22 protein-coding genes are annotated in these 18097 nt (G+C 56.5%); 11 read left to right on the top strand and 11 right to left on the bottom strand.

The window, feature by feature from the left end; all coding sequences use genetic code 11:
- Positions 1-15 precede the first annotated feature (15 nt).
- Complete coding sequence (gene zapA / locus N2M06_RS10375; RefSeq protein WP_019935575.1) at positions 16-315, bottom strand: cell division protein ZapA; 300 nt, start codon at positions 313-315, stop codon at positions 16-18.
- A 144-nt stretch (positions 316-459) separates the two neighbouring features.
- On the opposite strand from zapA, the gene N2M06_RS10370 reads away from it, so the two are divergent.
- From N2M06_RS10370 to N2M06_RS10340, 7 genes are all read left to right on the top strand, one after another.
- A complete protein-coding gene (locus N2M06_RS10370) occupies positions 460-1026 on the top strand; it encodes a UPF0149 family protein (protein WP_019935576.1) in 567 nt (188 codons plus the stop codon).
- Between the two features lie 21 nt (positions 1027-1047).
- The gene (ubiH, locus tag N2M06_RS10365; RefSeq protein ID WP_346350721.1) at positions 1048-2238 is read left to right on the top strand and encodes a 2-octaprenyl-6-methoxyphenyl hydroxylase; all 1191 of its coding nucleotides are present in this window, start codon (positions 1048-1050) and stop codon (positions 2236-2238) included.
- A 3-nt stretch (positions 2239-2241) separates the two neighbouring features.
- The gene (locus tag N2M06_RS10360; protein WP_346350720.1) at positions 2242-3456 is read left to right on the top strand and encodes an FAD-dependent monooxygenase; all 1215 of its coding nucleotides are present in this window, start codon (positions 2242-2244) and stop codon (positions 3454-3456) included.
- 331 nt (positions 3457-3787) lie between these two features.
- The gene (gene gcvT, locus N2M06_RS10355) at positions 3788-4891 is read left to right on the top strand and encodes a glycine cleavage system aminomethyltransferase GcvT (RefSeq protein WP_317075321.1); all 1104 of its coding nucleotides are present in this window, start codon (positions 3788-3790) and stop codon (positions 4889-4891) included.
- Positions 4892-4911: 20 nt separating this feature from the next.
- On the top strand, positions 4912-5301 hold the full coding sequence (gene gcvH / locus N2M06_RS10350) for a glycine cleavage system protein GcvH (protein ID WP_317075322.1): 390 nt from the start codon (positions 4912-4914) through the stop codon (positions 5299-5301).
- A 134-nt stretch (positions 5302-5435) separates the two neighbouring features.
- Complete coding sequence (gene gcvP, locus N2M06_RS10345; protein WP_346350719.1) at positions 5436-8318, top strand: aminomethyl-transferring glycine dehydrogenase; 2883 nt, start codon at positions 5436-5438, stop codon at positions 8316-8318.
- Between the two features lie 129 nt (positions 8319-8447).
- Positions 8448-8852, top strand: coding sequence for a host attachment protein (locus N2M06_RS10340; RefSeq protein ID WP_019935582.1), 405 nt, complete (start codon positions 8448-8450; stop codon positions 8850-8852).
- Positions 8853-8905: 53 nt separating this feature from the next.
- Here N2M06_RS10340 and N2M06_RS10335 read toward each other — a convergent pair whose 3' ends face one another.
- Positions 8906-9478, bottom strand: a complete 573-nt coding sequence (locus N2M06_RS10335; protein ID WP_346350718.1) for a YceI family protein — start codon at positions 9476-9478, stop codon at positions 8906-8908.
- Between the two features lie 181 nt (positions 9479-9659).
- Between N2M06_RS10335 and N2M06_RS10330 the strand changes: the two genes are divergently transcribed.
- Genes N2M06_RS10330 through N2M06_RS10320 form a run of 3 tightly spaced genes read left to right on the top strand, consistent with a single transcriptional unit; the run spans position 9660 to position 10620 of the window.
- Entirely contained in the window at positions 9660-9974 is a 315-nt protein-coding gene (locus tag N2M06_RS10330; RefSeq protein WP_317075324.1) for a DUF883 family protein, read from the top strand.
- A gap of 4 nt (positions 9975-9978) precedes the next feature.
- Complete coding sequence (locus tag N2M06_RS10325; protein WP_019935585.1) at positions 9979-10371, top strand: phage holin family protein; 393 nt, start codon at positions 9979-9981, stop codon at positions 10369-10371.
- 9 nt (positions 10372-10380) lie between these two features.
- Positions 10381-10620 carry a hypothetical protein gene (locus N2M06_RS10320; RefSeq protein ID WP_317075326.1) on the top strand — a complete coding sequence of 80 codons (240 nt, stop codon included), beginning with the start codon at positions 10381-10383 and terminating at the stop codon, positions 10618-10620.
- Here N2M06_RS10320 and N2M06_RS10315 read toward each other — a convergent pair.
- Positions 10617-11465, bottom strand: a complete 849-nt coding sequence (locus N2M06_RS10315; protein ID WP_346352176.1) for an ATP-binding protein — start codon at positions 11463-11465, stop codon at positions 10617-10619. The genes N2M06_RS10320 and N2M06_RS10315 overlap by 4 nt on opposite strands.
- On the bottom strand, positions 11449-12132 hold the full coding sequence (locus N2M06_RS10310; RefSeq protein ID WP_019935588.1) for a DnaT-like ssDNA-binding domain-containing protein: 684 nt from the start codon (positions 12130-12132) through the stop codon (positions 11449-11451). Before N2M06_RS10310 ends, N2M06_RS10315 begins: the two co-directional genes overlap by 17 nt.
- Before the next feature lie 126 nt (positions 12133-12258).
- Between N2M06_RS10310 and N2M06_RS10305 the strand changes: the two genes are divergently transcribed.
- Positions 12259-13239 (top strand): response regulator, encoded by a 981-nt coding sequence (locus tag N2M06_RS10305; protein WP_346350717.1) that lies wholly within the window; start codon positions 12259-12261, stop codon positions 13237-13239.
- Here the strand turns inward: N2M06_RS10305 and galU are convergent, their stop codons facing one another.
- From galU to N2M06_RS10270, 7 genes are all read right to left on the bottom strand, one after another.
- Positions 13240-14142: a UTP--glucose-1-phosphate uridylyltransferase GalU gene (gene galU / locus N2M06_RS10300; protein WP_317075328.1), complete on the bottom strand. Its 903-nt coding sequence runs from the start codon at positions 14140-14142 to the stop codon at positions 13240-13242.
- Positions 14143-14238: 96 nt separating this feature from the next.
- Positions 14239-14532, bottom strand: coding sequence for a helix-hairpin-helix domain-containing protein (locus N2M06_RS10295; protein ID WP_346350716.1), 294 nt, complete (start codon positions 14530-14532; stop codon positions 14239-14241).
- Between the two features lie 107 nt (positions 14533-14639).
- Positions 14640-14939: a YciI family protein gene (locus tag N2M06_RS10290; RefSeq protein WP_317075330.1), complete on the bottom strand. Its 300-nt coding sequence runs from the start codon at positions 14937-14939 to the stop codon at positions 14640-14642.
- Positions 14940-14960: 21 nt separating this feature from the next.
- Positions 14961-15500: a septation protein A gene (locus tag N2M06_RS10285; protein WP_346350715.1), complete on the bottom strand. Its 540-nt coding sequence runs from the start codon at positions 15498-15500 to the stop codon at positions 14961-14963.
- 79 nt (positions 15501-15579) lie between these two features.
- On the bottom strand, positions 15580-16329 hold the full coding sequence (locus N2M06_RS10280; RefSeq protein ID WP_346350714.1) for a M15 family metallopeptidase: 750 nt from the start codon (positions 16327-16329) through the stop codon (positions 15580-15582).
- Positions 16326-17612, bottom strand: coding sequence for a TRAP transporter large permease (locus tag N2M06_RS10275; RefSeq protein ID WP_346350713.1), 1287 nt, complete (start codon positions 17610-17612; stop codon positions 16326-16328). The genes N2M06_RS10280 and N2M06_RS10275 overlap by 4 nt, the downstream gene beginning before the upstream one ends.
- Positions 17609-18058 carry a TRAP transporter small permease gene (locus N2M06_RS10270; protein WP_346350712.1) on the bottom strand — a complete coding sequence of 150 codons (450 nt, stop codon included), beginning with the start codon at positions 18056-18058 and terminating at the stop codon, positions 17609-17611. Before N2M06_RS10270 ends, N2M06_RS10275 begins: the two co-directional genes overlap by 4 nt.
- Between the last annotated feature and the right edge of the window lie 39 nt (positions 18059-18097).

The following is an 18097-nucleotide window of genomic DNA, read 5'->3' as shown; positions in this document are numbered from 1 at the left end:
CAAATTGTACGGACCTCAGCCAACCTTACTGGCCAGTGCCTCTTCAATAGTATGCTGAAGCATCTTGATGCGTTTGTCCATGGCGTCAGCATATTGGTGGTTTTTGTCTTTTTCAAGCTCAAGCTCGTGGCAGACATTCAGTGCCAGCATAATGGCAATTTGTTCATTGGATGCCGGCTTGCCGCTTTCACGGAATTTGCGAATACGCTCGTTGAGCATATCAGCTGCCCGGTGCAGTGAATCTTCCTGCCCGGCAGGACAGGCCACCTTATAAGGGCGCCCGAGAATAACGATGTCGATTGCCGCTGTGGTCATGTGGTCCTCAGGTGGCTTGCAATGAGCAAAATAATGTCCCGCGAATATATAGTGGCACACCAGAACTTTCAAGGGGTTGCTGGTCTGCATCCGGTGACGGTGCTAGGATCTGCATTAATTCTAGTACTTATGGTCGAGTAAACAATGAACAATAGCGCCCGCCTTAATTATGATGCCTTTACCACTCTGCTGGAGCAGCACAATATGGTGGTGACCGCCGCCGAAGTACATGGCGTCATTTGCGGCCTTATCGGGGGAGGCATGGCACGGGACGATGTGCGCTGGCAACAGCATTTCAACGACCTGCTCAATGACGGCTTCGGCCTGCCCGCCGAGCTGAAAAAAGCCGTTAACCTGCTGTTTAACCGGGTTTATGATGATCTGCTTGATCAAACCCGCTTTGAACTGCTGCTGCCCGACGATGAAGAGCCGCTGGATGATCGCCTTGATGCCATGATGGAATGGGCCGGTGCCTTTCTGGCCGGTTTTGGCGTGGTGCAGCAGGAGCTGAACAAGGCTTCTGCCGAACTGCAGGAAATGATCCAGGATATCAGCAGCATTACTCAGGTATCCGGCGAGTTTGAACAGGAAGATGAAGAAAGCGAGGCGGCTTTTGTGGTTCTGTATGAGCACCTCAAGCTGGGCGCTACGCTGGCCTTTGAAGAGTTTGGCAAAGGCAGCCCCAAGCCTGAGCAACCCACACTGCACTGATTTGTTCAATATGGCACACCCATGACTCATTATGATGTAGTAATCAATGGTGCCGGCATGGCCGGTGCTGTGCTGGCGTTAAGCCTGTCCGGGCTGCGCCGGCCCGATGGCCGCCGGCTCGATATTGCAATAGTTGAGGCACAGGTGCCTGACCATGGGCAGCATCCCGGCTTTGATGCCCGCAGCATAGCGCTGGCCTGGCACAGCTGTGAGCAGCTCGACCGGCTGGGGATCTGGCCGGCACTGGCACCCCTTGTTACTCCCATTACTCAGGTTCAGGTCTCCGATCAGGGGCATATTGGCCGGGTTGAAATGAACGCGGCCGAATATGGCGTGCCGGCCCTGGGCAATGTGCTAGAACTTCATCTGGCTGGCCGGGAGCTGCATCGCCGTCTGGCAGAGTGCGACAATATACGGCTGTTTTGTCCCGATCAAATTGCAGACATTGAGCAGCAACTGCATCAGGTGATGGTAAAGCTGGACTCGGGCACAACACTGACGGCGGCTTTACTGGTGGCTGCCGATGGCAGCCGCTCTCCCGTCAGCCGGCAGCTTGGGCTGCCCCGGCAGCAGCTGGATTATGGCCAGAGCGCCATTATTACCAATATTGTCACTGCCATACCCCATGCCGGCCGGGCTTTTGAGCGTTTTACACCTCAGGGGCCGCTGGCGCTGCTGCCCATGAGTGAAGGCCGCAGCTCGCTGGTGTGGTGTGTGACGCCAGCGCGGGCAGAAACATTAATGGCAATGGACGATACCGGCTTTCTGGCAGCACTGCAGCGGGAATTCGGCTACCGGCTGGGCAAAATGCAGCGCTGTGGTGAACGCTTTCGTTATCCGCTGGTGTTGGACCAGGTGTGTAAACCCTGGCATCACAGGGTAGTGTTACTGGGTAATGCGGCACACTTGCTGCATCCTATTGCCGGCCAGGGCTTTAATCTGGGGCTCAGGGATGTGGCAGCACTCACCCGGCACATTCAGGCGGCGCTGCTGGCTGAACAGGATATTGGCAGCCACAAGGTGCTCAGTGGTTATGGCCGCTCGCGGCAGCCGGATCAGAGTGGCACTGTTGGCCTGACCACGGCGCTGGCACTGCTGTTTTCCAATGATAACCCGGCGCTGGCAGCCGGGCGAAATCTGGGGCTGTCGGTAATGGCGGCCTGCGCGCCGCTGAAGAGTCAACTGGCCTGGCGGGCCATGGGCAAGAGGTAAGCAATGCAAGCAGCAGATGTGATTATTATTGGCGGCGGCATGGTGGGGCTGACCCTGGCACTGGCACTGAAGCCCAGCGGCCTGAAAGTGGCCGTGGTGGAAGGCAAGGTACCGGACGATACCTTTAATGAGGTGGCCGACAACCGGGTCAGTGCCATCAACCTGGCCTCTCAGACTTTGCTGGAGCGGCTGAATGCCTGGCCTGCGCACAGCAACCGGCTGGGGCCCTACACCAGCATGGAAGTATGGGAAGCCCAGAGCCGTGGGCGCATAGGCTTTTCTGCCGGGCTGATGCACCAGTCTCACTTGGGTCATATCGTGGAAAACCGGCTGCTGCAGCACCATCTGCTGGAGCAGGCGCGGCAATGTCCGCACATCAGTCTGCACATGCCGGTCCGGGCGGCGAGCGTGTCGGCCAGTGACAGCGGTGCTTTTGTGCTGCTGGATAACGGCACTCCCATTACCGGCCGGCTGCTGGTGGGCGCCGATGGTGCCCGCTCCTGGCTGCGCGGCCAGATGCAGCCGGGCATGGTTGAATGGGACTACGACCACAATGCGCTGGTGGCCACCATCGAAACCGATGAGCCCCATGAGCAGTGTGCCCGTCAGATATTCAGCGGCAATAATATTATCGCCTTTTTGCCCCTGGCCGGTGCGCACCGCTGCTCACTGGTCTGGTCCTGTACGCCGGAACGGGCTCAGGAACTGCTGGCACTCAGTGACGACGACTTTAACAAGCAACTGGCCACTGCCTTTGATCTGCGCATGGGCCTGTGCCGGGTGCTGGGGCCGCGCATGGCTGTTCCGCTCAGGGCCCGCTACAGCCAGCAGTTCTGTGGTACACGCTGGGCACTGATTGGCGATGCGGCTCACACCATACATCCGCTGGCAGGGCAGGGAGTAAACCTGGGCCTTCAGGATGCTGCCGCCCTGGCTGATACCCTGATGACCCGCCATGCCGAAGGTCAGGATATTGGCGAGCTGGCGGGGCTGCGTCGTTTTGAACGCTGGCGCAAGGCCGAAGCCACCACCATGCTGGCAGGCATGGAAGGGCTCAAGCGGCTGTTTGGCAGTGAGCTGGGGCCGGTTAAAGGCCTGCGTGCGTTTGGACTTGGGCTGACTGACCGGCTGACTCCGCTCAAGCGCCGGCTGGCCGCTCATGCCCTGGGCGTGGGTGGCTTGCAGCCGGCCTTGTCGCGCCTTCATGAAAATGAATGAGAAAAACTAATGCGATCAGGTTTTGTGATTAGTTTTTTTAAGTAATGCGAAAGAGGCTGAAAAGCCTCTTTTTTTCGCTTGTACTGAAATGAGCGCATATTATCGCAGTATTGTTTAAATGATTGTTAATTTTTGGTTTTAATTGCAGTGTTTGTTGCTTTCTTTACGTTGAAAAAGCTGTCGTGGTACAGCTCACATTTTGCACCGAAAGGTTTACGGATTAGTTTTTTTTAACAGCTGCGCTGTGTTATCCCAATACCGCATGAGTATAATCGAACGGCACTACCGGATTATCGCTCGCTGGCCGGGCCCGCAATATTAAGGAAGCGTCATGACTCAGCAAACAGTTTTGCATCCGCAGCACCTGGAAGCCGGTGCCAAAATGGTGGATTTTCACGGTTGGCATATGCCCATCAACTATGGCTCCCAGCTGGAGGAGCATCACGCCGTGCGTCAGGACGCCGGCATGTTCGATGTGTCGCACATGACCATTGTTGATGTGAAGGGTGCCGGGGCCAAGGCCTTTCTGCAGCGCCTGCTGGCCAACGACATTGCCCGTGTCACTCAGCCGGGCAAGGCCATCTACAGCGGCATGCTGAACGAGCAGGGCGGTGTGATTGACGATCTCATCACCTATTATTTTGCCGAAGACGATTACCGCATGATCGTCAACTCTGCTACCCGCGAAAAAGATCTGGCGTGGATGGCCAAACAATCCGCAGGGTTTGATGTGACCCTCACCGAACGCCCCGAGCTGGCCATGATCGCGGTACAGGGCCCCAACGCCAAGGCCAAAGCCGCTGCCGTATTTACTCCAGAGCAAAACGCTGCCGTGGAAGGCATGAAGCCCTTTTTTGGCGTGCAGTCAGGCGATTTGTTTATCGCCACCACCGGCTACACCGGTGAAGACGGCTATGAAATTGTGGTGCCAGCCGAGCAGGCGGCCGCCCTGTGGAATGCCCTGAAAGACGCCGGTGTGCGCCCTTGCGGCCTGGGTGCCCGTGACACCCTGCGCCTGGAAGCGGGCATGAACCTCTATAGCCAGGACATGGATGAAGACACCTCGCCGCTGGCCGCCAACATGGCCTGGACCATTGCCTGGGAGCCGGCAAATCGTGACTTTATCGGCCGTACCGCCCTTGAAGCCCAGCGCGCAGCGGGGACTCAACCCAAGCAGGTAGGACTGGTGATGAAGGCGAAAGGTGTGCTTCGCGCCGGTACCCCGGTACGTTTTACCGATGCCGATGGCAATGAGCAGCAGGGAGTGATCACATCCGGTACCTTCTCGCCTACACTGGGCTTCAGCATTGCCCTGGCGCGGGTTCCGCGCTCCATTGGCGACAATGCCGAAGTGGAACTGCGCAAAAAATGGATGCCGGTGTCCGTGGTAAAACCGACTTTTGTACGTTTCGGCAAAGCGGTCGCCGAGTTTTAAGAACCAAGAGGAACAACAAAATGAGCAATATCCCCAGTGAACTGAAATATGCCCGTACTCACGAATGGGTCCGGATTGAAGAAAACGGTGAAGTGGTGATCGGTATTACCGAACATGCGCAGGATCTGTTGGGTGATATGGTGTTTGTTGAGCTGCCCGAAACCGGTCGCACCGTAGATGCTAACGAAGAGTGCTGTGTGGCCGAGTCGGTCAAGGCCGCTTCAGACATCTATGCCCCGGTCAGTGGTGAAATCATTGCGGTAAACGACGATCTGGAAGACAGCCCCGAGCTGGTGAACTCAGACCCTTACGGTGATGGCTGGCTGTTCCGCATCAAGCTGACCGATGAATCCGAACTGGATGAGTTGCTTGATGCCGAAGGCTATGAAAACAGCATCGACGAAGACTAAGTTCACCTGTGCCCCCTGCGGGGGGCATTGCCGTTGACGTGCCATTCCACCGCCAGACTTTAGCCGGCCAGTACCCCCCATTTGCCGGTCGTCTGTTCACCCTCGGGCCAGCCCCGAAGAAGGAAGTAAGAAAAATGACCCAGTCTTTGTTTGAACTTGAGCAGAATAACGCCTTTACCGGCCGTCATATCGGACCTTCCGAGCAGGAAGTGGCTGCCATGCTGGCAGCAGTCGGGGCCGAGAGCCTGGACGACCTGATTAAACAGACGGTACCGGCGAGCATTCTTAATGACCAGCCCCTTGGCATTGGCGCTCCGCGCACTGAGCAGGAAGCCCTTCGCTACCTGAAGTCGCTGGCCAGCCAGAACAAGGTGTGCAAGAGCTATATCGGCATGGGCTATCACGATACCCATGTGCCCCTGGTGATTCAGCGTAATGTGCTGGAAAACCCGGGCTGGTATACCGCCTATACCCCGTATCAGCCGGAGATCGCTCAGGGTCGTCTAGAAGCCCTGCTCAACTTTCAGCAAATGACCCAGGATCTGACCGGTCTGCCCCTGGCCAGCGCCTCGCTGCTGGATGAGGCTACCGCTGCTGCCGAGGCCATGGCCCTGGCCCGCCGCGTCAGCAAGAACAAAAAAGCCAATATTTTCTTTATTGCCGACGACGTGCACCCCCAGACCATCGACGTGGTGCGTGAGCGCGCCGAGCACTACGGCTTTGATATCAAGGTGGCTCCCGCCGAAGCAGTGGTGGAGCACGACGTCTTTGGTGCTCTGTTCCAGTATCCGTCCACCACCGGTCAAATTCGTGATCTCAAGGATTTGATTGCTCAGGTTCAAAGTGGCAAAGGCATTGCCTGTGTGGCCGCCGACATTCTCTCCCTGGTGCTGCTCAAGGCCCCGGGCGAGCTGGGCGCCGACGTGGTACTGGGCAATGCCCAGCGCTTTGGTGTGCCCATGGGCTACGGTGGCCCCCACGCTGCTTTCTTTGCTACCCGCGATGAGCATAAACGCTCCCTGCCGGGCCGCATTATTGGTGTGTCCAAAGACACCCGTGGCAAGCCGGCCCTGCGTATGGCCATGCAGACCCGCGAGCAGCACATTCGCCGTGAAAAAGCCAACTCCAACATCTGTACCGCCCAGGTGCTGCTGGCCAACATGTCCAGCTTCTACGCCGTGTATCACGGCCCGGAAGGCCTGAAGCGCATTGCCGACCGGGTTCACCGCCTGACCGACATTCTGGCCCTGGGCCTGAAGAGCAAGGGTGTGGCACTCAAGCACGACACCTGGTTCGACACGCTCACCATTGAGACCGCCGACAAGGACGCCATTATCGCCCGCGCCCTGGCCAAAGGTGCCAACCTGCGCACTGATCTGGCCGGTGCCCTTGGGGTATCCTTGTCCGAAACCACCACCCGGGGTGACGTGGCCGAGCTGTTCGACATCTTCCTCGGTGACGGCCATGGCCTGACCGTGGACGCGCTGGATGCCAAGGCTGCCGCCGGTATCGATTCCATTCCCGCCAGCCTGCTGCGCGACAGCGCCATTCTCAGCCATGAAGTATTTAACAGCTATCACTCCGAAACCGAGATGCTGCGCTACATCCACAAGCTGGAGATGAAGGATCTGGCCCTGAACTACGGCATGATTTCGCTGGGCTCCTGCACCATGAAGCTGAACGCCACCGCCGAAATGGTGCCGGTGAGCTGGCCCGAGTTTGCGCAAATTCACCCCTTTGCGCCGCTGGATCAGACTCAGGGCTATCAGGCCATGATTGGCGAGCTGGAAAACTGGCTGGTCAAGGTCACCGGTTACGACGCCGTGTGCATGCAGCCCAATTCCGGTGCGCAGGGGGAATACGCCGGTCTGTTGGCCATTAAAAAGTACCATGAGTCCCGGGGTGAAGGTCATCGCGACATCTGTCTGATCCCGAGCTCCGCTCACGGCACCAACCCGGCCTCGGCCCAGATGGCCAACATGAAGGTGGTGGTGGTGGCCTGCGACAAGCAGGGCAACATCGACATGGTCGACCTCAAGGCCAAGGCCGAGGAAGCGGGCGAGAACCTGTCCTGCATCATGGCGACCTATCCGTCCACCCACGGCGTGTATGAAGAAAACATTCGTGAAGTGTGCGAGATCGTGCACGCCTACGGCGGTCAGGTGTACATGGACGGAGCCAACATGAACGCCCAGGTGGGCATTACCTCACCGGGTTTCATCGGCTCCGACGTGTCGCACCTTAACCTGCACAAGACCTTCGCCATTCCTCACGGTGGTGGCGGTCCGGGCATGGGCCCCATTGGCGTAAAAGCGCACCTGGCACCTTTTGTGGCCGGCCACAGTGTGGTGAAAACCGACAAGGAAAGCCGTAACAACGGCGCCGTGTCGGCCGCTCCGTTTGGCTCGGCCAGCATTTTGCCCATCAGCTGGATGTACATTGCCATGCTGGGCGACGAAGGCCTCAAGCGCTCCACCCAGCTGGCCATTCTGAATGCCAACTACCTGATGCGCAGCCTGGCCGAGGATTACCCCATCCTCTACACCGGCCGTAACGACCGGGTAGCCCATGAGTGCATTGTGGACATTCGCCCGCTGAAAGAGTCCAGCGGCATCAGCGAAATGGACGTGGCCAAGCGTCTGAATGACTTTGGCTTCCATGCGCCGACCATGAGCTTTCCGGTAGCGGGTACCCTGATGATTGAACCCACAGAGTCCGAGTCCAAGGCCGAGATCGACCGCTTTATTCACGCCATGAAGCAAATTCGTGCCGAAATGCGCAAGGTGGAAAGCGGCGAGTGGACTCTGGAGGACAATCCCCTGGTACACGCCCCGCACACTCAGGACGACATCATGGATGCCGAGTGGAACCGCGCCTACAGCCGCGAGCTGGCGGTGTTCCCGTCGAGCGAGGTACGCCGCAGCAAGTTCTGGCCTACCGTCAACCGCATCGACGATGTTTACGGTGACCGCAACCTGTTCTGCAGCTGCCTGCCCACCGAAGCCTACGGCGAGTAACGTAAAAGCCCTGCTGAAAAGCGGGGCTTTTTTGTGGTGTCATTCAGCCCCATGCAAATTGTCAGAAATCGACAATACTTAGACTATTCACCAACTTGTTTGGCCTTTCACCATCAAAGGAGGTTTGCTATGCCATTGCCAGACTGGATTGTGGTTGCCGATGCCGCCAAGGCGGTTGTATACAAGCAGGACTGGGTAGAAAACACAGGAGAGGAAGTGCTGGATCTTGCTCACCCGGAAGCAAGGCTGAAGGCCAGTGATCTGACAACGGATGTTTCAGCCATGCCCGAGAGAACCGAGCCCGGCCACACTGAAAATCAGCGCTTTGCCCGCGATATCATGGCAAGAGTGCGTCATGCCCTGGATCATAATGAAATTGGCGGTTTTTATATGGCGGCCCCGCCCCAGTTTCTTGGCCTGCTGCGTGAGGCCATGGATGACAGGCTGCGCAAGGCACTGCAAAAGGATCTGGATAAAAACCTCAGTGGCGCATCTCACAGCGAGGTGCTGGCAGCCTTTAAAAATGGCAAATAAGCCCGCTGAGTCAATGAAAACCAGCAGCCGCAGTTTATCACTGCGGCTTTTTACTATTGCTTGTTCAGACTCAGCACAAAGTTCACCGGCACGGCGCGGGTAATGGAAGGCAGCCCCGCCAATTCCTGCAGTTTGTCGATGCCTGCTGTCAGGGCAAAGTCCTGCTGATGCACTATGACCGGATCCCAGCTGGATACCAGCAAATCGCCATTGCTTTTGCGACTGACCAATACAGTAACCGGCATGGCTTTGTCCTGGCCGTGCAGGCTGAGGGTGGCGCTGGTTTCAACCAGGCTGTCGTTGCTGCTGTTAATGGTATCCAGGTGTTCAGACAAGTCGGCGCTTAACCTCAGCTCGGGATAGGTTCCGGTTTCAAACAAAAACTCACCCAAACGCTCATTACGAATGGGAATACCGGTTTCCACACTGGCCAGATCTATGCTCAGCGTAAACTGGCCATCGTCGGTCAGATTGCCGGATACTCGCTGAAAATGGTTGGGCTCACCCACACTTTCATTTTTAATCGTGACAAAGCTGACCCGGCTGAGCTCGTTGTTCAGCTGCCAGTCGGCCAGCGCCGAGGTGCTGACAACGCAGAGTGAGGTGAGTAACAGTTTCTTTATCATGGCGTTCTCCTTTATTCATGAATAAAACGAGTATAGAGCAGCAGTCTGCGTGATAAATACGACAGTTCCGTTCGCAACTGTTTATTTAATGCATAGGATCACTGGCCAATGACCATGCAAGGGAATAAGGTAGTAAAGCAAGTGTTGAGTTTTATTCTTATTAATGAAACAAGGAGGCACTATGGCCGCTAAATATGAAGCAGAACGCGCAGCCCTGATGAAGGATGTAAAACAACTGCTGAAAGACGCAGAGGCCCTTTATCATGCTGCTGCTGATGACGGCACTAAAGAAGGCAAGGCGTTAAAAGAAAAACTGAAATCCCAGCTCGACAAGGCTCAGCAGCAATACTCCGAGATGGAAGACTCGGTGATTGAGCGTACTCGCCAGGCTGCCAGCCAGACCAACGATCTGGTGCACAGCAAACCTTATCATGCCATGGGGGTGGCGGCGGTAGTGGGTCTGCTGCTGGGTGCCCTGCTGTGCCGGGGCCGTTAATTCCATGAGCGGCAAACCACCCCTGAGAGACGTGCTCGATACCATTATTGAACTCTTGTTTGTGCGCTTCAGGCTGGCGCGCATTGAATTCATTGCCCAGAAAGAACGTATGGTGCGCCTGGGTGTGCTGGCGCTGGCCATGGTGGCGCTGTTCTTTATGGCCTTTATCAGCCTGTTGTTTGGCCTGAATGAAGTGCTGTCGCCGGCGGCCAGAATATGGGTGTTCTTCGGGCTGGGGGTGGTCTTACTGGTGTTAATGGCAGTGGCGTGTGTGGCCATGGTACGCAACCTGGCCGGACAACGCCGCTTTCTGGAGCAGACCCTGAAAGATGTGCAGGAAGACGTGGCCTATCTGCGTGGCCGGCGCGATATGGACGACTGGTCCAACAAAGGCTGAGGAGAACAAATGCACAGAAACCTGCAGGAAGAGCAGCAGATGCTGCAACTCAAGGCCGAAGCACTGCGGCTGAAACTGTTAACCCAGCAGGCCCAGCGCCGTCAGCACAGCCAGGTAGACTGGCTGGCACTGGCCGATCAGGTGCCTAAAGTAAGCCTGGCCTGGCGACTGGCCAGCAGCCCGAAGCGCTTGCGCAACAAGTTGCTGCTGGGAGCGGGATTACTGGCGCTGGTGTGGTGGCGGCTTTAACTGTGATAGTCACCAATGTCCGGCCGGCGGCTGGGGCCGCGCAGGGCAATGTCTACCGGATGAAATGCCTTAATGGCCTCAAAGCAGAAATCACCCACCGCTCTGTGCAGTGACTGGGGATCATGATTACTGATAATAACAATGCTTTTTGACAGGTTGCGCCGGCGACGCAGCAGGTGCCCAAGAAAACTGGACTGGCTTTCTGCCAGCCGGCTGCGGTTGGCAGCTACTTCATCCAGCACCAGCAAGTCTACTTCTTCCAGGGCGCGGCGATACTGATTGCGGCTGTCCTGATCTTCTATTACGCCAAAAAACAGCCGGTCTACCACTGACGCCCACTGCTGAAAGATCACTGACTTCTGGTGCTTGTGGATCAGCTCATGGGCAATGGCACCGGCCAGGGTGGATTTGCCAGTACCAAAATCGCCATACAGCAAAATACCGGTCCCCCCTTTTTGCTCCCAGTGATCAAACGCATTAATAAAATGGTGGGCGGTTTCAATATGATGAGCCAGCGCCGGATCATTGACGTCCATCTTGTCAAAGGTCCAGTCGGCGTTTAAGTCCGCCTGGGCCAGCAGTTTTTCGGTGCGATGTATTTTGGCTTCCTGCTGCAGCTGCTTTACATCGGCATTGGCCTGTTGCTCATACTGACGGCGTAGCGTTTCGTAGTCGTAGCGGGGCAGTTTGCCGCCGGCCCGCAATTGCTGCAGTTGCTGCAACACATGCTGTACATCACCTTTGGCGGCGGCCGGGCTGGTATCTTTTTGCGGGCGCTGCTGCTGACGACGACGGCGGGCAATATCAGCCATGTCGGCGGCAATTTCTTCAGGTGTTTTCTTCATCATGGCTCTCCTGTTGCTTGTCGCGCAGGCGGCGCGCCTCTTCCATCATTTCCTGTGCCCGTTTGCTGGGGCTGCCATCAGCTTTGGCCGGCGCCGCCGCTTGCTGATAACCGGTTACCGGCGCCGTTGGATCGCGGCGCAGGGCACGGCGATTTTTCAGCTGGCGCACAAAACGCAGCATCCACTGATGCTGATTTTCAAATACTTCCGGCCGGCCCAGCCAGTAGGCAATGAACTCGCCCAATTCGGTTTCATCAAAATGGCTGTCGAGCAGACCACACAAGCGGGCCAGGCTGTCCAGCTGTTCATCGGGCCGCCATTCGGGATACATGGCAAACTGACGGGCAGGCAGGGGAGCCAGCCCTTGCAGGTTTTTTAATGCCAGCCTAAAGCGGGCACCATGATAATTCTGCGGATGAGTGCGCTCCGTCAGACTCAGCAGTCCGGCTTGCTGCAGCTCGTCTATCAGGGCGGTCAGTTCAGCGGGAGTGACCCGGTAGCGGTAGTCACCTTTTCCCTGCACAGCCAGTGCCCGGCCCAGCTCAGGGTAATCCAGCGGTTGGGTCAAGTCGGCTCTGGCCTGATATCTGAGGTACAACAGATAAAGGCTGCGGGCGGGGTGCGACAGTTTTGAAGAGGTCAGCGCCTGATATTCTGCGGGAGTCATGGTGCCTGAATGCTGAAATGGTGTGGGCATTATCCAATAAAGTGCCGGCAGAATACAGCCATGCCCTGCTGCCGGGTGAAAATCAGCTAGGCTCAATTTAAGTATGACTATCCTGCGGAACCATCCATGTATATTAGACACTCAAACATTTTGCTGATAGATGACGACAGCCTGTTCCGCCGGCAATTACTGGCATGGCTGGAGTTGTGGGGGGCTCAGGTGCAGGAAACTGACAGTGCTGACGAAGCCCTGCTGCTGGCAGCGAAAAAACCGCCTGATTTGGTGCTGGGTAACCTGATGATGCAAACCGCCCGGTCTGTTGCTGTGCTGAGCGTTTTTCGCCAGCAGTTTCCCGCTTTGCCTTTTGTGGTGACATCCAGTGCCAGCAATATGGCCGAGGTGGCAGCGGCATTGCGCGCCGGTGCGGTGGATTATCTGATAAAGCCCGTTACCGACTGGAGCGGGCTTAAACACCGGCTGGCGGTCAGCCTGTTACCTTCCGGTTATCGTACTCAGCAGGAGCTGGCGGAGTTTCACTCCCATCTGGCCTTTTATCGGCGTCAGGATATGGCCGCCTCACGCCTGCTGCGGGATCTGGTCACTTCTGGAGACCGGCAGCTGGGTAGCTGGCGGCTTAGTCTGAAACACAGCACCCCCTGGGTGCTGACCCAGTCGGTGCGACTTGAGCAGGATTTGCTGTTAATGGTGGCCGAGTTTGATCCGCTGCACCCGGATACCCCCATGTTGATGGTGCTGGTAGCGTTTTTGCTGAATGAGCCATTGCGGCGCTTCAGGCAAGGACAAGACAGTCTGTTGAACCATCCTGCGCGTACTCTCGAATATATCAATCAGCAGCTCTATGAAGCCGGGCTTAACGCCAGAGTAAGCCTGATGTTGCTGCGGCTGAACGCTGATAACAACACGGTGGAGGTGGCCAATGGTGGCATGACGGGATGCGACTGGCTATGCAGCTGTAATGCCGGGCCTCTGGGGCAAGCCCTGTTCAGAGCCAGCCCCAGGCGGCAATCCTGTCGTTTTCCATTACAGCTGCAGCTTTGCGGCAGCCATGGCGGGCGCATTGAACTGACCGCCAGCCGCGAAGCATGATCAGGGCTTTAGTTGTTTCAGGTAGCGGCTAAAGTCATTACCCAGCTCACTGTGGCGCAGGCCATATTCCACGTTGGCCATCAAATAACCCAGCTTGCTGCCGCAGTCGTGGCTTTTGCCGGTAATATGGTGCGCATCTACCGGCTCCCGCTCCATCAGCATGGCAATGGTATCGGTCAGCTGAACCTCATCGCCTTTGCCCAGCGGGGTTTTTTGCAGCAGTGGCCAGATGCTGGCGGGCAGCACATAGCGGCCCACCACCGATAAATTGGACGGCGCTTCATTCCGGGCCGGCTTTTCCACCATGGCAGTAATGGGAGCAGACTCGCCCTGAGCCAGACTGTTGTCACCCAGATCTACTATGCCAAACTGATCTACCAGCTCTTGTGCCACCGGCTCTACCAGGATCTGGCTGTGGCCGGTTTCGGCAAAGGCGCTGATCATGGCGGCCAGGTTGTCTTTGCCCAGGTCACAGGCAGCGTCGTCAATCAGCACATCGGGCAGCAAAATGGCAAAGGGGGCATCGCCTACCAGTGGTCTGGCGCATAAAATCGCGTGTCCCAGACCGCGGGCTTCACCCTGACGCACATGCATAATGGTGACATCGGGCGGACAGATTTTCTGAACTTCATTCAGCAGCTGGCGCTTGACCCGCTTCTCCAGCGTCGCCTCCAGTTCAAAACTGGTATCAAAGTGGTTTTCAATGGAGTTTTTACTGGCATGAGTGACCAGTACAATTTCCTTGATGCCAGCCTGCACGGCCTCATTCACCACATATTGAATGAGGGGCTTGTCGACCACAGGCAGCATTTCCTTGGGAATGGCCTTGGTGGCGGGCAGCATGCGGGTGCCAAGGCCGGCAACGGGGATCACGGCTTTACGAATGGAGGCTTGGTATGACATTGAAAAAACCAGTGGCTTGAAAAGTGCCTTATCATAACCAAAGCTGCCCCGAACGACCATGGGCCAAACGGGGCAGAGGATTATACCGAGTGCTCATTAATTGCTTAGCAGGTGACGGTTTTTCTCCACCGTAGCTTCACCAATACCCCTTACCTGCACCAGATCGTCAACGGATTCAAAAGGGCCGTTTTCGTTCCGGTACTGCACAATGGCATCTGCCTTTGCCGGCCCGACACCAGACAGCTGTGCCAGCTGGTCGGCATTGGCAGTATTGATGTTAATGCTGGTAACCACAGCACTTTGCGCTTCTGCGTTTTCTTCATTGGCAAACGCCGGTGCACCTGTGGCTATCAGCAATGACAACAAGGCAGGGGCAAGTAGTTTCTTCATGCCGTGTCTCCTTCTTTACATTGATATTCAGATAACGCCTGCAATGCAGGGACATCTAAAGGGTTGGTCAGGAGACCGGTTAAAGCAAACTTTTGACTAAAAATTAATCAGGGTAGCACTTTCTTGAAGGGCTTGACGATGACCTGGGCATAGACACCAGCGGCCACATAAGGGTCGGCATCGGCCCAGGTTTGTGCTGCTTCCAGCGAATCAAACTCGGCGATTACTGTGCTGCCGGTAAAGCCGGCATCGGCCGGATCGTCGGCGTCGATGGCGGGATTTGGGCCGGCTACCAGCAGGCGACCTTCGTCGGCCAGTGCCTGCAGGCGGGCCAGGTGAGCGGGGCGGGCTTCCTTGCGCAGGGGCAGGCTGTTGGCGTTATCTTCACTAAAAATTACATACCACATTTTGTTTTTCCTTAATCGGTATTATTTGGTGGATTGTGCCGGTTGCTGGCGATAAAGATACAGTACGGTGGCCAGAGTAAACAGCAGGGTCAGGCCAAGCAGGCCAAACACCTTGAAATTCACCCACCAGGCTTCGGGCAGACTGAACGCCACATACACATTGAGCGCACCACAAAAGGCAAAAAAACCGGCCCAGGCGAGATTTGCCTTGTCCCAGACGGCATCGGGCAGCGTCAGCTCCTTGCCCAGCATCTGCTGAATAAGATTTTTGCCAAAGCCGTAACGGCTGACCAGCAGGCCCAGGGCAAACAAACCGTTCACTGCCGTAACCTTCCATTTGATAAAGGCATCGTCATGAAAAAACAACGTCATGCCGCCAAAACCCAGCACCAGCACCAGAGTAACAAGGTGCATTTTTTCCAGGGTTTTATGGCGAACCCACTGCACCAGCATCTGCACACAGGTAGCGGCCATCAGAGCACCGGTAGCGGCATAGATATCTACGGTTTTGTACACCACAAAAAAAATGATGAGGGGAATAAACTCGGCAAATTGCTTCATGGGTAATATCCGAATAGTTTAGATAACGGCAGTTTACTCATTACCAGAGTGGCTGGCAAAGCCACTCTGGTCGTCAGCATTATTGATGGCGACGATCTATTTCCTTGCGCCAGCGGCTTTCCAGGCTTTCAGGGTGGGTCGGACCGTAGCAGGCTTGGGGCTGGCCGCTGTACCAGGCCCACAGCTGGTTGCCAAAGTCGTAATGCCACCACTCACTGGGCAGATTGGTAAATCCGGCACCGGTCATGGCCTGGTAGAGCAGCCGGCGGTTGGCAATGACCTTTTGCTCATGGGCCGTGGGCGTGTCCAGTTGCTCAAAGGCGGCAGTATGTGACCAGGACGTGGCTTCGTCAAATTGCGTGCCCATATCCAGCATCAGTCCATGTTCATCGACCAGCGTCACATCGACCGAGCCTCCGGTCAGGTGGGGGCTGGGGGCACTCGGGTCGGTGCTGGGCAACGACACAAATTCCCGGGTCAGTTGCTCCAGTTCCGTCGCCGGTTTGTCGGGCCAGTGGTTTTCTATGGCGTTATACAGGGTGTCGTACAGATATTGCTGCACCGAGTAAGGCCGCCAGCTGTCCAGTACCAGCAGTGTCAACCCTGCTGGCAGACTGCGGGATGCCGTCAGCAGACGTTGGTATACTCCCCGTCGCATATGGCATTCAGGCACGGCATTGGGAATACCCAGCTTGTAATAGGCCGGATAGCAATGCAGGCCGCTTGAAGCCAGGCTGGCGGGTACCAGAGCTTCATTGTTTTCGTGGATGGGAAGCGCCGAGACGCGCCTCCAGTCAGGATCATTCAGCAGAGGGATAGTCTTGTTCATGCTTGTCCTCCGAACAGACCGGGCAACCACAGAACCAGTCCGGGAAACAGGATCAGCAGTATCAACACCAGCAGCGCAATGGCAACAAAGGGCCAGATGGTTTTGAACAGCTCGGTAATCTCAAGCCGGCTGACAGCCGCAGCGACGAAAACGCAAGCCCCCATGGGTGGTGTGATCAGGGCAATGGTGATGTTCAGCGTAATAATAATTCCCAGGTGTACCGGATCCACCCCTGCGGCCATAGCGACAGGCATGAAAATAGGCGTCAGCAACATCAGCGCGGACACTTCTTCCATGAACATGCCGGTGACAAAAGTGATCAAGCTGAGCAGCAGCAACACCAGTATCGGTTGTTCAATAATCGGATCAAACAGTGTGATAAAGGCCTTTGGCACCTGAGCGTATGACAGCAGCCAGCTGACGACTGCAGACGCAGCCATGATCAGGAAAACGGCGCTGGTCAGGCGGGCAGTTTCTACCAGTGCGCTCCACAGCCTGCGCCAGCTCAGCTGTTTGTTGCACAGGCCGATAACCGCCACATAGGCGACCGTCAGAGCGCCTGACTCGGTGGGAGTGACCACCCCGAAGACAATACCACCAACAATAATAAAGGGAGCCAGCAGTGCCGGCATGGCACCCCATAACGCCTGCAGGAACAGCCCCATGGTAGGACGCTGGCCAGACACCGGCAATTGCGCCTTGCGAGCATACAGCCAGTTCATCACCATAAATACCAGGCCCAGCAGTAAACCGGGAACAACGCCGGCCAGGAACAGATCTCCCACCGACGTATTGGTGAGCGAGGCATAGAGGATCATGAAAATGCTGGGGGGAATGATGGGGCCGATAAGTGAACTGCCCGCGGTCAGACCGGCCGCATAGGAAGGGGAGTAGCCTTCCTTTTTCATGGCTGGCACCAGTAAGGAGCCCAGCGCCGAGGTATCGGCTACTGCAGAGCCATTCACACCGGCAAAGAACACACTGGATACGACATTGACATAGCCGAGTCCTCCCCGTAAGTGTCCTACCAGGACGCGGGCAAGGGTCATCAGCTGTTGTGTCAGGCCCGCACTGTTCATCAGGTTACCGGCCAGGATAAACAGCGGAATGGCCATCAGGGAAAAAACGTTGATGCCGCCAAAGAACTGCTGCGGCACGATACGTCCCAGCATGGACGGATCGATAAACATGAAACCGATCACTGCGGTGACCAGCAGGGCAATGAACAGTGGCAGTCCCAATAAAACATGCACAATGAAAGAGGCAAACATGGCCAGAGTCATGAACGGGCTTCCTTGCAGCCAAAGGGGCCGCGTAACAGATTAAACACAAACAGCAGGCCAAAGCCCAGGGGCAGGCTGAGCACAGGCCAGGTACGGCTGATACCCAGTCCCATGGTGGTAAAGCGGCTGACCGAGAAGGCGTAATGCCAGGAATACCAGCAAAATCCGGCGCTGATGATCAGGATCAACAGCCATTGATACAGCTTGAGGATACGGGACAGGGTGGCAGGCAGGCGCTGCTCCAGCAGGCCAATCCGCATGTGTTCATTGCGTACCAGCAGCACACCGGCCATCAGCAAGGCACAGGCGATGATCAAAAAGCGTGACAGCTCGTCCATCCAGATAGGTGAACGGCCCAGTAAATAACGGGCAGCTACACCATAAAGCAGTACCAGCAGGTTGGTCAGGACCAGAGTGCCGACCACCGCTTCAACCAGTCGGCTCATCAGGGTTATCAGTCTTTGTTTCATGGCGAAAAAGGGCGG

The sequence above is a fragment of the Oceanimonas sp. AH20CE76 genome (genome assembly GCF_039654065.1).
Classification (GTDB): Bacteria; Pseudomonadota; Gammaproteobacteria; order Enterobacterales; family Aeromonadaceae; genus Oceanimonas; species Oceanimonas smirnovii.
Note: the sequence above shows the minus strand (reverse complement) of the source record. Positions and strands in the feature narration are given on the sequence as shown.

Coding starts and splice junctions, on each gene's coding strand:
- zapA (WP_019935575.1), bottom strand. CDS start 315: ATGACCACAGCGGCAATCGACATCGTTATTCTCGGGCGCCCTTATAAG.
- N2M06_RS10370 (WP_019935576.1), top strand. CDS start 460: ATGAACAATAGCGCCCGCCTTAATTATGATGCCTTTACCACTCTGCTG.
- ubiH (WP_346350721.1), top strand. CDS start 1,048: ATGACTCATTATGATGTAGTAATCAATGGTGCCGGCATGGCCGGTGCT.
- N2M06_RS10360 (WP_346350720.1), top strand. CDS start 2,242: ATGCAAGCAGCAGATGTGATTATTATTGGCGGCGGCATGGTGGGGCTG.
- gcvT (WP_317075321.1), top strand. CDS start 3,788: ATGACTCAGCAAACAGTTTTGCATCCGCAGCACCTGGAAGCCGGTGCC.
- gcvH (WP_317075322.1), top strand. CDS start 4,912: ATGAGCAATATCCCCAGTGAACTGAAATATGCCCGTACTCACGAATGG.
- gcvP (WP_346350719.1), top strand. CDS start 5,436: ATGACCCAGTCTTTGTTTGAACTTGAGCAGAATAACGCCTTTACCGGC.
- N2M06_RS10340 (WP_019935582.1), top strand. CDS start 8,448: ATGCCATTGCCAGACTGGATTGTGGTTGCCGATGCCGCCAAGGCGGTT.
- N2M06_RS10335 (WP_346350718.1), bottom strand. CDS start 9,478: ATGATAAAGAAACTGTTACTCACCTCACTCTGCGTTGTCAGCACCTCG.
- N2M06_RS10330 (WP_317075324.1), top strand. CDS start 9,660: ATGGCCGCTAAATATGAAGCAGAACGCGCAGCCCTGATGAAGGATGTA.
- N2M06_RS10325 (WP_019935585.1), top strand. CDS start 9,979: ATGAGCGGCAAACCACCCCTGAGAGACGTGCTCGATACCATTATTGAA.
- N2M06_RS10320 (WP_317075326.1), top strand. CDS start 10,381: ATGCACAGAAACCTGCAGGAAGAGCAGCAGATGCTGCAACTCAAGGCC.
- N2M06_RS10315 (WP_346352176.1), bottom strand. CDS start 11,465: ATGAAGAAAACACCTGAAGAAATTGCCGCCGACATGGCTGATATTGCC.
- N2M06_RS10310 (WP_019935588.1), bottom strand. CDS start 12,132: ATGACTCCCGCAGAATATCAGGCGCTGACCTCTTCAAAACTGTCGCAC.
- N2M06_RS10305 (WP_346350717.1), top strand. CDS start 12,259: ATGTATATTAGACACTCAAACATTTTGCTGATAGATGACGACAGCCTG.
- galU (WP_317075328.1), bottom strand. CDS start 14,142: ATGTCATACCAAGCCTCCATTCGTAAAGCCGTGATCCCCGTTGCCGGC.
- N2M06_RS10295 (WP_346350716.1), bottom strand. CDS start 14,532: ATGAAGAAACTACTTGCCCCTGCCTTGTTGTCATTGCTGATAGCCACA.
- N2M06_RS10290 (WP_317075330.1), bottom strand. CDS start 14,939: ATGTGGTATGTAATTTTTAGTGAAGATAACGCCAACAGCCTGCCCCTG.
- N2M06_RS10285 (WP_346350715.1), bottom strand. CDS start 15,500: ATGAAGCAATTTGCCGAGTTTATTCCCCTCATCATTTTTTTTGTGGTG.
- N2M06_RS10280 (WP_346350714.1), bottom strand. CDS start 16,329: ATGAACAAGACTATCCCTCTGCTGAATGATCCTGACTGGAGGCGCGTC.
- N2M06_RS10275 (WP_346350713.1), bottom strand. CDS start 17,612: ATGACTCTGGCCATGTTTGCCTCTTTCATTGTGCATGTTTTATTGGGA.
- N2M06_RS10270 (WP_346350712.1), bottom strand. CDS start 18,058: ATGAGCCGACTGGTTGAAGCGGTGGTCGGCACTCTGGTCCTGACCAAC.